Genomic DNA, 13,275 nt, shown 5'->3' on the forward strand with positions numbered 1-13,275 from the left:
TATTGGCGTGAGGACGAGAAAGTCAAATGTTATTTATTTTCTGGTTACTCTAAGATTAACTCAAAGGAAATGATAGTATGGCTAGAAATAAAGAGTTTGATGAAAATGAAGTATTACGAAAAGCTATGGAACTTTTTTGGATACAGGGCTATGAAAAAACCTCCATGCAAGATTTAGTGAAGTATATGGGTATCCATCGTCGTAGCTTATATGATACGTTTGGGGACAAACATACTTTATTTATAAAAGCGTTAGAGCATTATAATGAAATAATAAGAATTAGAACAGAGAATAAAGTAAACCAACTGGAATCGGTAAAGGATGCCATCAGGCAATTATTTGAAATGGTAATTGTCAGAGATGAACAACAAATTATTGGTTGCTTGACGGTAAACACGGCAGTTGAGTTGTCTTTACATGATGATCAAGCAGCAGAAAAGGTAGTGGAGAGCTTTTCTAAGACCGAATTACTGCTAAACAATCTAGTGCTCAGAGGTCAAAAATCTGGAGAAATATCTAAACATCTTGATGCAAAAAAAACATCGGAATTTCTTCATAATTCCTTAGTAGGACTACGTGTTATGACCAAAACTACCGATGACATAGATAAATTAAATAATGTAATTGATATAACGCTCTCGGTATTAGATTAATTTTTTTGCTCTTTTGAGAACGATCGTTCTCAAAAGGTGATAATCAATCTAGCTGAACTACAGTTGATACATTTTAAAGACTAAATGCTAATTTAAATTACTTAAATTTAAGGAGAGTTAATATGAAATACACAGTTATTACAGGAGCAAGCTCAGGTATAGGGTATGAGACAGCATTAGCATTCGCTGCTCGGGGAAAAAATTTAATTATAGTTGCAAGAAGATTAGATAAATTAGAAGAACTAAAAACCGCAATTCAAAATATAAATCCCGAATTAGATGTTATCATTCGCACAGTTGACTTGTCTGTCACAGAGCAGGCATATAACCTGTATAACAACTTAAAAGGGTATGAAATTGAGACTTGGATTAATAATGCTGGTCTTGGTGAATCTGCTTTTGTAGCAGATCAAAATTTAAGCAAAGTTGAAACGATGTTACGGGTTAACATAGAATCTTTGACAATCCTTTCAACATTATTTGTTCGAGATTTTGCTGAGAAAGAGGGAACTCAGTTAATTAATGTATCATCAGCACTCGGATATGCAATTGCTGTTGGAACTGTCACTTATTCTGCATCTAAATATTATGTCAGTGCCTTCACTGAAGGTCTTGCAAAAGAACTAGAATTGAAAGGTGCAAAATTAAAAGCAAAAGTGTTAGCACCAGCTATGACGGAAACAGAATTCGCTAAAAATGCAACTGATTTGGATAGTTTCAATTATAAAGAAAATTTACCTATGTACCACACAGCTAAGCAAGTAGCTGGATTTATGATGGAAATATACGATAGTAATGCGGTAGTAGGTGTGGTAGACCAAAATTATGAATTTAAGATAAGAGATCAAATTTATCCAATAATTGCAGGTTAATTTTTAAAATATGAGTTTTTTATTTGAAAGGTGAAAGAATGAATCGACCGGTGGGAATGCAGAGATTGCTTTGGAGGACTTCGTGTTTTACTTCTACCGTTCAACTGAAACAAATAAATATGCGGAAATAGTATCTTTACAAAGGATTATCAATCAAAAAAGCAAATTCCTTTTTTGTAGCCAATTCTTGTGCAACCATTCCACTAATATCAATATACCTATGAACAAGGAGGAAATTATATGAGCAAGTTATTTGAATCAGTCAAAATTGGAAACATAGAATTAAAAAATCGTTTAGGTATGGCACCAATGACAAGGAGTAGAGCACTGCCAGATGGCACACCTAGTGATTTGGCAGCAGAGTATTACGGCCAACGTGCATCTGTTGGTTTAATAATAAGTGAAGGGACTCAACCCTCAGATGATGGTCAGGGATATTCTAATACACCTGGTATTTATACAGAATCACATATTGAGGGATGGAAAAAGGTAACATCAAAAGTGCACAACGAAGGAGGACGAATCTTTGTTCAACTTATGCATGTAGGCCGTGTATCACATCCCGACAATACGCCTCATCACCGTCAAGCTGTGGCGCCTTCTGCTATTGCACCTAATACAGAAATATTTACAGCACAAGGGATGAAGGAAATTCCTACACCTAGAGAGTTGAGTGAAGAAGAAATAAAGGATGTTATAAATGAGTTCCGTTTAGCAGCACGAGCAGCGGTAGAAGCTGGTGCAGATGGAGTTGAGATCCACGGAGCAAATGGTTACATTATTCAACAGTTCTTAAGTGAAAATGCAAATCACCGTCAGGATGCGTACGGTGGATCGATTGAAAATCGCTCGCGATTTGCCATAGAAATAGCAAAAGCAGTTGTGGATGAGATTGGTCCAGAACGAACGGGCATACGCTTCTCTCCTCAAGGAACACTAAATCGTATAGAAGAGGGCGATACAAGTAGTGAAATGTATCGTTATTTAATCAGCGAGTTAGATAGGCTCAACCTTGCATATCTACACATCATGCACTTCGGAAACGAATCATTATTACAAGATATACGTCACCTTTGGTCACAAGCACTTCTTGTCAACCGAGCAGGACGTACTTTAGACCAACTTACAGTAGACTTGGATAATGAACTTGCGGACGTTATAACTGTAGGGACTTGGATGATAGCCAACCCAGATTTTGTCGAGCGATTGAAATTGGATGCCCCACTAAATACGCCTGATAGAAATACCATTTATGCAGGAGGAGCGGAAGGGTATACAGATTATCCGTTCTTAAAAGAATAAAACAGGCTAGACTATGAATGACGAGATAAACGAATGAGAAAAACCATCAATGTAAGAGTTGATGGTTTTTTAAGAGGAGATTAAGAATATGAAAGCTGCTCAAATCACAAAATACTCAAAAAACATTGAAGCACAAATTGTTGATATCCCTATACCAAGTATGAAAGATAATGAAGTACTGATAAAGGTAAAGGTTGCTGCAATAAATCCACTTGAAATATTAAATATCACAGGAAGTGTAAAGTTAATACAAGACTATGATATGCCTCTTATATTAGGTAATGAACTAACAGGGATTGTTGAAAAAGTGAGTAAACAAGACTATGGGTTTAAGGTTGGAGATCCTATTTATACAAGACTCCCTATTGAAAAAATCGGGGCATTTGCGGAATATGTTGCAGTTGATGCTAAATCCATATGGCATTTGCCGAAAAATTTAGATTTCGTTACTGGAGCTGCTGCACCTTTGACTGGTTTGACGGCATATCAAGGCTTAGTTGAAGAGTTAGAAGCAAAGAAGGGACAAACAGTGTTTATACCAGGAGGATCAGGAAGTTTTGGACAAATGGCTGTTCCTATAGCTAAAGCAATGGGATTAAAGGTTATTGTATCTGGTAGTCCTTCCGCTAAAGAGAGAACGTTGAATGCTGGTGCAGATCAATATATTGATTATACAAAGGAAAATTATTGGGAAATATTAGACGAAGTTGATTTTGTAATCGATACTTTAGGTGCTGATGAATTCGAACGCGAGTTATCCATTATCAAACCAGGTGGTCGGTTACTAAGTCTTCGTACTGCACCAAATAAACAGTTTGCAATAGATAAAGGTCTGCCTAAATGGAAACAACTTATTTTTGGATTAGTTGGCTCGAAATTTGATAAGAAAGCACGGAAAAAAGGTGTTCAATATCGCTTCATTTTCGTAAGAGCTGACGGAAAACAATTGGAAAAAATCACAAAAATCATTGAAGAAAACAATATTGTGCCAGCCATTGATCCTACCAATTTTACAATTGATGATATTAATGATGCATTACATTTAGTAGCAAAAGGAAAGACAAAAGGAAAAGTAGTTATTAAATTTTAAAGGTGAGTAGGAGTAGAAGTAGCAATGTCGATTCATTATTCTTATATTGACGCACCTAACTTATTTATTCAGCACCAGAATGGTAAACGGTATGCTTATAGAGAATTAGGAGAAAAAAAAGGAACACCGATTATATTATTGACACATCTTTCAGCTAATCTTGATAATTGGGATCCTCGGATTATTGATGGTCTTGCTAAAAGTCGTTGGGTCATCGCATTCGATAACACTGGAGTAGGACTATCCAATGGTAAAGTACCAAACACCATTTCTCAAATGGCACACGACGCCATCACATTTATCAAACTACTAGGATTTTCAAAGATAGATTTGATAGGTCTGTCAATGGGAGGAATGATTGCTCAGGAATTAGTCTTAAAGGAACCAAGCTTGGTTAGAAAGCTGGTATTAGTTGGTACGGGCCCTCGAGGAGGAAAAGGTATTTCCAATGTCACACGTGTTACTAATCTTGATTTTGTCCGCGCAATATTGACTTTCAAAGACGTAAAGAACTATCTCTTTTTCCCAAACACAAAGAATGGCAAGAAAAAGGCTAAAGAATTTCTAATTCAAATTAAAAAAAGGAAAAACCATCGTGATAAAACAATCAGTATGAGAGCGTATAGATCACAATTAGATGCAATCAATAAGTGGGGCAAAGACAGGCCTGCGGATCTATCTAAAATTGTTCAGCCAACACTAATAATAAATGGAGATCATGATCGCATGGTTCCAACAGAAAACTCATATAATTTGGCAAGTAGACTTTCCGATAGTAAGTTAGAAATATTTGACCATGCAGGACACGGTTCCTTATTTCAATATCCAAATGAGTTTGTCGAAATGGTAAAAACATTCATAAGTTAATATAGTTTTATTATTTGGCACTAACTTAAAAAAAGCACAACACTTATTGATATAGAAAATCTTAAGATTTGGGGCATTGATCCAGAAAGGTTCAATGCTTTTTTTGTTTATTTTTCCTTAGGCACAAACAAGGCAGCATTTCTGTTATGAATGGACTGCTGATAGTATAGTTTATGAAGAAATACACTTAAACTATTGGGGGCTTTTGTTGAATTAGAGGTCATTACATATTGGCCCTATATAATATGTAACGACCTTTGATAAATCTATATTCTAATTTTAGTCTTGATAAAACCGTAGCGTCTGGGATATCTTATCTAACAATTCTTTAAAACGACTGGTTACTTCATTATTATGGCGTGTATAATGTTTGACGTTTCCATTCCATTTTGAAAGGGTTAATCGTATACCATCATATTTCGATTCACTAAGGTATTCATCATCTAAGAATGCTTCCTCTGCTTTGTGCAATAACATCAGTGAAATGCATATATACAATCACCCCCATTATAATCTAATAGGGGTGAGAGTAATGTATCTATTTGGTTAGAGTTAAATCAGGAAAATATGAGTACAAATGCTAACGAGACTACGTGTTGAGTAGAAAATAGAGTGCAATAACTAAATGTTTGGAAATGTACACAATTATCAACGCCAAAATGTAATTTGTTCTGGGGAAAGGCGCAGAGAATCATATCCTGGTTCTGCAGCTTTACCTATAGACAAAATCATAACAGGTATATATCGTTTAGAATCCAATTCAAAAGCCTCGGCTAATTTATCTGATTCAAAACCAGCCATTGGATTAGTATCATACCCATAAGCTCTTGCTGTCAGCATCAACTGCATGGAAAAGAGCGAACTATCTATTTTAATGACATCGTTGGCGACCGTTTTAGAAAGTGACGGATAATGAGACTTGATTGCACTTAACTGACTGTCACGTACATCTGGAGGCATTTTACCTTTCTCCACAGCCATATTATAAATATATTCTGCATTTTCATAGAATTTATTATCTCCAAAAATCAGAAGCATTGCAGAAGATGTATCATTTTGAGTCGTGTTAAACATAACGAGAGGTCGCAGTTTTTCCTTTCCTTCTTTACTGTCAACAACCACTACTCGCCAAGGCTGAAGATTAGCCGATGAAGGTGCGGATGATGCTTCTTCAATTATCTTCATCATCTCTTCTTTAGGAATCTTGTAATCTGGCTGATAGGCACGAACAGATCGGCGGCCTTTTATTATTTGGCTAAAATCGTTTTGATTTATATTTGTCGTCAAATGGATAACCCCTTATTTTTTATTAGTGAAATCATGCTCTGCAGGATACTCACAACAAATATGTTAAACTATAAACCATACTTCATAGCAATAAGAAAAGAGGTGCTTTTTTTTGAAAATTAGTGAGGTGGCAAAACTTCTTGATTTGCCAATATCAACAATACGCTATTACGAGAAAATGGGTGTCCTTCCAGATGATCTCATACTAAGAGATAAGAATAAGTATCGCGTTTATACTTTAGACAGTATTAATTACTTACGTGTTTTAAAAGCAGTTTTAGATGCTGGGTTTTCTATTAGTGAGGTTAAAAATATGATTTCTATAAATGGTATATCAGATAATCTACTAAAAGATTTACTTGAAACGAAAATCTTAGAGATTGAAGATACTGAGAGAGAATTAGAAAAATCTAAAAAATATCTTCAAGATTTACTTACTGATGATATTTCATGTGAACATGGATTTGGAAGACCTTAGTTATTATGTTTCGTCATTTCATAATATGACGATTCGATAGGTGAAAAAAGAAGAGACATATTTATATGCTCTACTAAATGTGTTTTAATATTGGGAATCTCGAAGTGCTAAACAAAAAGGAGATAAAATTTATATGTCTTTTCCAATCATCTCCTGAAGTTGCTTAAATGCTTCTTCGTTCCTTTTGTAGTACGTAAATTTACCATGCCGCTGGGCGGTTTCGAGACCAGCTCGATTCAGAAGGGAAAGATGCTGAGAAGCCGTAGATTGTGTAACATTCAATTTCTCGTGAAATTGTGTCACACACACACCTGATTTACTAAAGTCACTCACTTCCACGGGTTGAGGCGAAAAGTGTTTCTCAGGTTCTTTTAACCATTCTAAAATTTGGAGTCTTGTTTCATTAGACAACGCTTTAAAAATCTCTACAGGTTTCATAAACATAATTATAAATCGTCCTTTCGGCGATATGTCAAATAAACAGGGGAACCGATTCAGGTGAAGGTTATTGTACAAAACCATAGAACATTGAATGCCCTATGGTTTTATAAAATAAACAGCTGTTATTTAACTTTAGATGTCTCGCCATCTGCAAGGTCCACTTCAACGATGAATAAGTCTTTGTCTGTTGTACGAGAAGGGAATCTTTCAGTTAGGATCATTGAATGATGTAGAGAGTAAAAGGAAAAGTTGAAGATTGGAGAATAAAAATCTTAATTGCCGTGAAAAGCAAAAGTTAAGAGTGTTAGTAGAGAAACTTCGGAACGCAAGTACGGTAAGGGAAGTTGTCGAGTATGAAAATCAAATCAACAGTTTACTGAACCGGTCTAGTACGAGGGTGCTTTTGAGAAGACGTATTAAACCTCTATAAACAGCAATTTTGAATGAGTATAAAAGAGGGATGTTTACTATGTAGTTGCTTTTCTAATAAGGAGATATAGAGAAAGCAATATCGAGGATTTCTAAAACTATTGATAAAAGAATAGGAGATGTGTATAATCCTACTTATTGTGAAAAAAATATTCTTTTCTTCTTATTTAGAGAGATGGAGGGACTGGCCCGAAGAAATCTCGGCAGCGGAACTTATGTGATTAAGTTGCTGTGCCAAATCCAGCAAGCTGCGGCTTGATAGATAAGGAGCGTTTTATAGATATAAAGCCTCTTCTTATGGATTTAAGATGAGGGTTTTTTTTTGCCGTAAAACAAAATCAGAGGTGGAACAATGAAGAAAGCAAATCCATGGGCTCTCATCCCATTTATTGTTTTTCTAGTTTTATTTATTGGATCAGGAATTATCACAGGAGATTTTTATAACTTTCCGGTCATAGTAGCAATCACAATATCAGCGGGTGTAGCTTTGTCAATGAACCGAAGAGAATCTCTTACTAAAAAGGTTGATATTTTCTGCAAAGGAGCAGGTAATGCCAATGTAATGCTTATGGTGATTATTTTTATCTTAGCAGGAGCATTTTCTGAAGTGGCGAAGGGCATGGGAGCAGTAGAGTCTGCTGTAAACCTTACTACCTCAGTAGTACCGCAAAACTTACTAGTTGTTGGCCTATTTGTCATTGCCTGCTTTATTTCTTTGTCGATGGGGACATCGGTTGGATCAATTGTTGCTCTTGCTCCAATTGGTGTAGGGATTAGCGATCAAACCGGTCTTTCGATGGCTTTGGTAATGGGAGCAATAGTTGGTGGTTCGATGTTCGGTGATAATCTATCTTTCATATCAGACACAACGATAACTGCCGTTCGTACGCAAGGCGCACAGATGAAAGATAAATTTAAAGTTAATTTTTGGATTGTGTTACCGGCAGCTATTGTAACTTGCATCATTTTAGGATTCATTGCAATGGGTGAATCAGCTCAAGTGGAGCACATAAGCTATAATTGGATAAAGATAATTCCTTACGTTCTAGTTATAGTTTTTGCTTTAATTGGTATGAACGTCTTCCTCGTACTGGTTTTGGGAATTGTTCTCGCGGGAGCTGTTGGCTTGATAGATGGCAGCTATCATTTCATGAGCCTGATGCAACATATTGGTGATGGAATGGCAGGTATGTATGAAATTGCCTTCCTTGCAATATTAATAGCTGGAATGGTAGAGATAATTAAGTTTAATGGAGGAATCGACTATATTCTGCACCTAGCAACGCGAAGAATTAAAACGAAAAAGGGTGCCGAATTTAGTATCGCCGGACTTGTGAGTCTAACTGATATATCAACTGCTAATAACACGATTTCCATATTAATTACTGGTCCGCTAGCTAAGAATATTGCAGATCAGTATGGAATAGAGCCGAGAAAATCAGCTAGTATATTAGATCTTTTCTCTTGCTCAATCCAGGGTCTTTTGCCATACGGAGCTCAATTATTGACTGCAGCAACCGTAGCAGGAATATCGCCAATCAGTATTATCCCATACAGCTTTTATCCAATCATGATAGGGATTTGTGGTATTATTGCCATTTTAATTGGATATCCGAAGAAGAAAAATACTTCGGAAGAATGACTTTTCTTCAGTTCTCCATAAGAGCATAATGTGCATTAATTTAACTTTCTTCTAGTATGGAAATAGAAACAATTTCGGAACAAGCGGAATTGTGATACCGCATACTAGCGTAGTGGTTAAAAATTGGTACTACCTAATAAAAATATACAAGGAAGACTTTACTAAGAGTGATGACAACAACAAAACTTCAATAGTATTCAGTATAAATGAAAAAACAGCTGCATCCTTGGGAGCAGCTGTTTTTTCATTTATAAAGTTAACCTCTGCGGAAGATGGAGAGAATAATCAGATAAATATTCAAAACCCTTACCAATTCCTCCAGCCGCATGACTGTCTGAACCAGGAACGAGTGGAATTCCCGTCTTTGCTGCGTACGCTATAAGCTCAGCTGGTGGATAGATTTCTTTACAAAATGGTTTATAAAGACCAGCGGTATTCACATCGAGTTCGTAACCTTTATTCTTAATAAGATCCAGAAGCAGATGCTGTTCCTTTGAAAAGTCAGCTGGTTTCGGATAAGCAAGCTGGAATTTCTGAACTAAAGTGATGTGACCAATACGTTTAGGTTTGAAGTGGCCGAGATCAGCTTCAACTGAAGCCTGCAGACTGCCATAATAAGCTTTATACAATGGAGTCAGTCCGCCAAACGCATCAGCAGCTCGTTCAAATTCCTCTTCACTGTAATCAATACAGAAGAAAGACTTATCCGGCGCTTGCAGCATGTGAACAGAAAGTATACCATCATCCATTTCCGGACCGTACATATCAAGGAAAGTTTGTGTTTCTTGTTCGTAGCCTCTGATATAATCAACTTCAAAGCCGATATTTATCTGCAGATCATTTTTATATTGTTTTTGCAGCGCTTTTCCTTCCATTACATAAGCTTCCACCTTGTTTCGATCCATGGTGCTGTCACGATGTGGAGCAGGATCTGTAAAACTTTCCGGGAGCGGAGCATGTTCTGTAAATGATAAATGGGTAAACCCTTTTTCGATTGCCTGCAGGACGTAAGCTTCCATTTTATCGTCTGCGCCGTGCTGGCAATACTGGGTATGTACGTGAAAATCTCCTAGCATATGCTTGCTCCTTTCGTTATGTGTTGACGTAAGTATCTCATTATGTTAAATTCAAATCAATAGAAATCCTTTATCTGAGTAAAGTGGTAGAATGATAAAGAGAGAATCGGAGGGTTATAGATGTTCTTACCAGCAGGAAGCCGTGATTTGACAGGTCGACAACTTGTCAATCGTGTAGCTATATATGAAAAGTTCCAGTCTGTCGTGAATTTACGAAATTATCAAGCGATTGAAACGCCTGTGATTGAGTATAGCACAACATTTACCAATCCATATGCCGGTATGACACTTAAAAAGATGCTTAAATGGTTCGATGAAGAAGGGGAGATCGAAGTATTGCGTCCGGATTGGACGATTGCTGTTGCTCGTGCCCTTGCGAATCAGCAGTCGGATCAGCAGAAATGGGCTTATGCCGGATCTGTATTCAAAAAAGATCATGCAGGTGTCGAAAGCCATCAGGCTGGCATCGAAATCATCCGGACACCAGGTCTATATGGGGAATATGAAAGCCTGTTTACGGCTGTCCGCTTCCTGCGGGAACTCGGATTGCAGCAGTACAGCATCGAGCTTGGTCATACGGAAATCTTCGAGACATTCATTGCATCTCTAGAACTTGATGAAGCTACAGCTTCTCAGATCAGACAGGCGATGCACGATAAGCGGAAGGATGAAGTATACCGTCTTGTGAAGGAAGCAGGAGATGAAGAGACAGCTGAAGCAGTGGCTGCATTAGCGGACGCATTCGGCGGAACAGCCATTTTAGATAAATTCGCTGGAGCGTGGGAAAATAACTCGAAATTACTACCTGTCATTAAAGAGCTGCAGCAGCTTGCGGCTGCCCTTGAAGAGCTTGGGCAGGATGTCATCGTTGACCTGGGCCGTGTAAAGCAGCTTCCATATTACAATGGCGCCATGTTCAGAGGGTTCCTGGCTGAAAGTGGGGCTGAATGCTTCTCTGGAGGCAGGTATGACGAGCTGTACGAACAGTTTGGCGGTAAGATGAGCGCTGTCGGCTTGGCATTTGATATGGATGTACTTGCGGCTGCTTTGTCGGCACCAGAAAATCAAGAACGCATATGCTTGCTGACGGATGAGCAAGGTCTGATCGCAGCTGAAGCGCTGCGTTATAAATACCCGGATGCAGTTGTAGACGTCAGGACAGAAGCAACAGCCGAAAATTATAATCGAGTTTATCAAGTGGTTCAGAGCGGAGAAGGATACGAGGTGGTCGAGAAATGAAACCAGTCATCGCATTAACGAAAGGTCGAGTCGAAAAGCAATTCCTCGCATATTTGGAGGAAAGAGGTATCGACAGCACGCCATTGGTGGAGAAAGGACGCAAGTTGAGCGTTGAAACGGATGAGGCGATCTATTTCTTCGCCAAAGGCGTAGATGTGACAACGTATGTACAGCATGGTATTGCCGACCTGGGAATCGTAGGAGAAGACATCATTGCTGAATTCCAGCCAGATGTATTCAATCTCTTTCCATTACCCTTTGGTGCTTGTAAGATGGCTGTTGCTGCTGAAAAGGGAAAAGTTTGGCCGGATCGGAAGAAACGAATTGCCAGCAAGTATACCAATATCACGAAGCAGTATTACTTAGAAAAAGGCGAGTCAGTCGATATTATCAAACTGGAAGGCTCCGTGGAATTGGCACCGCTCCTTGGATTGGCAGATGCCATTGTCGATATCGTCGAAACTGGCACAACCTTGAAAGAAAACGGTTTGGAAGTGATTGAAGATATCCAGCACTTTACAGCTAGAGTCATAGCAAACCGTTCATCTTTAAAAATGAAACGCAATATCCTTCAGCCATACCTTTCTGTGCTACAGGAAGAGGTGGCGCAATCTTGAAAAAACTAACAAGCATGCAATTCCTGGAACAGTTTTGCACCAGAAAAGCAGATAGCGGTTTCGAGCCCGAGGTGATTCAGTCTGTATCGGCTATTTTGAAAGATGTCCGGCTGGAAGGTGATATCGCTGTCCGAAAATATACCGAGCAATTCGATGGTACGACAGCCGAACAGCTCCTTGTCTCAGAAGCTGAAATTGCAGAAGCAAAAGAAAAGGTGGCTCCTGAAACGGTGACAGCTTTACAGCAGGCAGCAGCCAATATCCGGGCGTTCCATGAGAAACAAGTCACAGCATCCAGAATCATGGCAGCTGAAAATGGAAAACAGCTCGGTCAGCTCGTTCTGCCAATGGAACGTATCGGCATTTACGTACCTGGCGGTAAAGCAGTGTATCCTTCTACGATTCTGATGAACGCTATTCCAGCACGGCTGGCAGGTGTGAAGGAAATCATTATGGTGACACCGGTGAAGAATAACGGTGAAATTGCTCCGGTTTTAGTAGCTGCAGCTGAAATAGCAGGGGTAGATAAAATTTACAAGATAGGCGGTGCCCAGGCAATTGGAGCCTTGGCATACGGAACAGAAAGCATCACGCCAGTCGACAAAATTGTCGGTCCTGGTAATGCATTTGTGGCTGCAGCAAAGATGCTCGTTTTCGGTCAAGTTGGAATCGACATGATTGCCGGTCCATCAGAGGTGGCAATCATAGCGGACGAAACAGCAGATCCTTGCTTTATCGCTGCTGACTTGTTGGCACAGGCAGAACATGATGAAAAAGCAAGAGTGGTTCTTTTGACAGAAAGCGAAGCACTGATTCAAGCAGTAGAAGCGGAGCTTGCAAGTCAGTTGGAGAAACTGCCACGTAAAGCAATTGCAACGGAAGCGATCAATGGCGATAGCGCACTAGTCTTAACAGAATCCGTGGAAGAAAGCTTTGAGTTGTCCAATGCGTTCGCTCCGGAACACTTGGAAATCCAGACAGCTGACCCGCTATCAACCTTAGGAAAAATAAAACATGCTGGATCAGTTTTCCTAGGTCCCTATGCTCCGACAGCACTTGGTGACTATTACGGAGGAACGAATCACGTACTGCCGACAAACGGTACAGCCAGATTCTCGTCTGGACTCAGCGTTGATGATTTTATTAAAAAAACGACTTACACATATTACGATAAACAAGCATTGCAGCAGGGCAGAAAGGCTATCACACAGCTGACTGAGGAAGAACAGCTGACTGGCCACGGTGATTCAATCAATATCCGGTTCAAATGAGACAGGGGGAT

General features: G+C 38.8%; 13 protein-coding genes, 1 pseudogene and 1 riboswitch. Of the genes and pseudogenes, 10 read left to right on the top strand and 4 right to left on the bottom strand.

The genetic code is table 11. The features are described 5' to 3' along the window. Nucleotides 1–77: 77 nt before the first annotated feature. From CHH58_RS03645 to CHH58_RS03665, 5 genes are all read left to right on the top strand, one after another. Nucleotides 78–653: a TetR/AcrR family transcriptional regulator gene (locus CHH58_RS03645; protein ID WP_095227193.1), complete on the top strand. Its 576-nt coding sequence runs from the start codon at nucleotides 78–80 to the stop codon at nucleotides 651–653. A gap of 122 nt (nucleotides 654–775) precedes the next feature. After that, nucleotides 776–1,525, top strand: a complete 750-nt coding sequence (locus tag CHH58_RS03650; protein ID WP_095262033.1) for an SDR family NAD(P)-dependent oxidoreductase — start codon at nucleotides 776–778, stop codon at nucleotides 1,523–1,525. Between the two features lie 240 nt (nucleotides 1,526–1,765). Next, nucleotides 1,766–2,827 (top strand): alkene reductase, encoded by a 1,062-nt coding sequence (locus CHH58_RS03655; protein WP_095262034.1) that lies wholly within the window; start codon nucleotides 1,766–1,768, stop codon nucleotides 2,825–2,827. A gap of 88 nt (nucleotides 2,828–2,915) precedes the next feature. Then, nucleotides 2,916–3,917, top strand: coding sequence for an NADP-dependent oxidoreductase (locus CHH58_RS03660; protein WP_095260574.1), 1,002 nt, complete (start codon nucleotides 2,916–2,918; stop codon nucleotides 3,915–3,917). Nucleotides 3,918–3,941: 24 nt separating this feature from the next. After that, a complete protein-coding gene (locus CHH58_RS03665) occupies nucleotides 3,942–4,784 on the top strand; it encodes an alpha/beta fold hydrolase (RefSeq protein WP_095262035.1) in 843 nt (280 codons plus the stop codon). 289 nt (nucleotides 4,785–5,073) lie between these two features. On the opposite strand, the pseudogene CHH58_RS03670 reads toward CHH58_RS03665, so the two are convergent. Together CHH58_RS03670 and CHH58_RS03675 are read right to left on the bottom strand one after the other, a co-directional pair. Further along, a pseudogene (locus CHH58_RS03670) lies at nucleotides 5,074–5,276 on the bottom strand (ATP-dependent DNA ligase); the annotation flags it as partial. Between the two features lie 156 nt (nucleotides 5,277–5,432). Then, nucleotides 5,433–6,071, bottom strand: coding sequence for a nitroreductase family protein (locus tag CHH58_RS03675; protein WP_095262036.1), 639 nt, complete (start codon nucleotides 6,069–6,071; stop codon nucleotides 5,433–5,435). A gap of 112 nt (nucleotides 6,072–6,183) precedes the next feature. On the opposite strand from CHH58_RS03675, the gene CHH58_RS03680 reads away from it, so the two are divergent. Further along, nucleotides 6,184–6,549, top strand: a complete 366-nt coding sequence (locus tag CHH58_RS03680; RefSeq protein ID WP_095227187.1) for a MerR family transcriptional regulator — start codon at nucleotides 6,184–6,186, stop codon at nucleotides 6,547–6,549. A gap of 129 nt (nucleotides 6,550–6,678) precedes the next feature. Here CHH58_RS03680 and CHH58_RS03685 read toward each other — a convergent pair whose 3' ends face one another. Then, nucleotides 6,679–6,987, bottom strand: coding sequence for an ArsR/SmtB family transcription factor (locus CHH58_RS03685; RefSeq protein ID WP_095262170.1), 309 nt, complete (start codon nucleotides 6,985–6,987; stop codon nucleotides 6,679–6,681). 592 nt (nucleotides 6,988–7,579) lie between these two features. Beyond that, nucleotides 7,580–7,688: riboswitch (SAM riboswitch) on the top strand. A gap of 83 nt (nucleotides 7,689–7,771) precedes the next feature. Between CHH58_RS03685 and CHH58_RS03690 the strand changes: the two genes are divergently transcribed. Further along, on the top strand, nucleotides 7,772–9,061 hold the full coding sequence (locus CHH58_RS03690; RefSeq protein ID WP_095227186.1) for a Na+/H+ antiporter NhaC family protein: 1,290 nt from the start codon (nucleotides 7,772–7,774) through the stop codon (nucleotides 9,059–9,061). Between the two features lie 248 nt (nucleotides 9,062–9,309). Here the strand turns inward: CHH58_RS03690 and hisJ are convergent, their stop codons facing one another. Next, entirely contained in the window at nucleotides 9,310–10,137 is an 828-nt protein-coding gene (hisJ, locus tag CHH58_RS03695; protein WP_095260577.1) for a histidinol-phosphatase HisJ, read from the bottom strand. A gap of 120 nt (nucleotides 10,138–10,257) precedes the next feature. Between hisJ and CHH58_RS03700 the strand changes: the two genes are divergently transcribed. The 3 genes from CHH58_RS03700 to hisD are packed head-to-tail and all read left to right on the top strand — an operon-like array spanning nucleotide 10,258 to nucleotide 13,264. Beyond that, nucleotides 10,258–11,376, top strand: a complete 1,119-nt coding sequence (locus CHH58_RS03700) for an ATP phosphoribosyltransferase regulatory subunit (protein WP_095227184.1) — start codon at nucleotides 10,258–10,260, stop codon at nucleotides 11,374–11,376. Continuing rightward, nucleotides 11,373–11,993, top strand: a complete 621-nt coding sequence (hisG, locus tag CHH58_RS03705; RefSeq protein WP_095227183.1) for an ATP phosphoribosyltransferase — start codon at nucleotides 11,373–11,375, stop codon at nucleotides 11,991–11,993. The genes CHH58_RS03700 and hisG overlap by 4 nt, the downstream gene beginning before the upstream one ends. Beyond that, the gene (gene hisD, locus CHH58_RS03710; protein ID WP_430980827.1) at nucleotides 11,987–13,264 is read left to right on the top strand and encodes a histidinol dehydrogenase; all 1,278 of its coding nucleotides are present in this window, start codon (nucleotides 11,987–11,989) and stop codon (nucleotides 13,262–13,264) included. Before hisG ends, hisD begins: the two co-directional genes overlap by 7 nt. The last annotated feature ends 11 nt before the right edge of the window (nucleotides 13,265–13,275 follow it).

Source organism: Terribacillus saccharophilus (genome assembly GCF_002272745.1).
Taxonomy (GTDB): domain Bacteria; phylum Bacillota; class Bacilli; order Bacillales; family Amphibacillaceae; genus Terribacillus; species Terribacillus saccharophilus_B.

What these genes read in the sequence shown, in the direction of transcription:
- CHH58_RS03650 (WP_095262033.1), top strand. Translation starts at nt 776, where the DNA reads ATGAAATACACAGTTATTACAGGAGCAAGCTCAGGTATAGGGTATGAG.
- CHH58_RS03645 (WP_095227193.1), top strand. Translation starts at nt 78, where the DNA reads ATGGCTAGAAATAAAGAGTTTGATGAAAATGAAGTATTACGAAAAGCT.
- hisJ (WP_095260577.1), bottom strand. Translation starts at nt 10,137, where the DNA reads ATGCTAGGAGATTTTCACGTACATACCCAGTATTGCCAGCACGGCGCA.
- CHH58_RS03685 (WP_095262170.1), bottom strand. Translation starts at nt 6,987, where the DNA reads ATGAAACCTGTAGAGATTTTTAAAGCGTTGTCTAATGAAACAAGACTC.
- CHH58_RS03665 (WP_095262035.1), top strand. Translation starts at nt 3,942, where the DNA reads ATGTCGATTCATTATTCTTATATTGACGCACCTAACTTATTTATTCAG.
- CHH58_RS03655 (WP_095262034.1), top strand. Translation starts at nt 1,766, where the DNA reads ATGAGCAAGTTATTTGAATCAGTCAAAATTGGAAACATAGAATTAAAA.
- CHH58_RS03690 (WP_095227186.1), top strand. Translation starts at nt 7,772, where the DNA reads ATGAAGAAAGCAAATCCATGGGCTCTCATCCCATTTATTGTTTTTCTA.
- hisG (WP_095227183.1), top strand. Translation starts at nt 11,373, where the DNA reads ATGAAACCAGTCATCGCATTAACGAAAGGTCGAGTCGAAAAGCAATTC.
- CHH58_RS03660 (WP_095260574.1), top strand. Translation starts at nt 2,916, where the DNA reads ATGAAAGCTGCTCAAATCACAAAATACTCAAAAAACATTGAAGCACAA.
- CHH58_RS03700 (WP_095227184.1), top strand. Translation starts at nt 10,258, where the DNA reads ATGTTCTTACCAGCAGGAAGCCGTGATTTGACAGGTCGACAACTTGTC.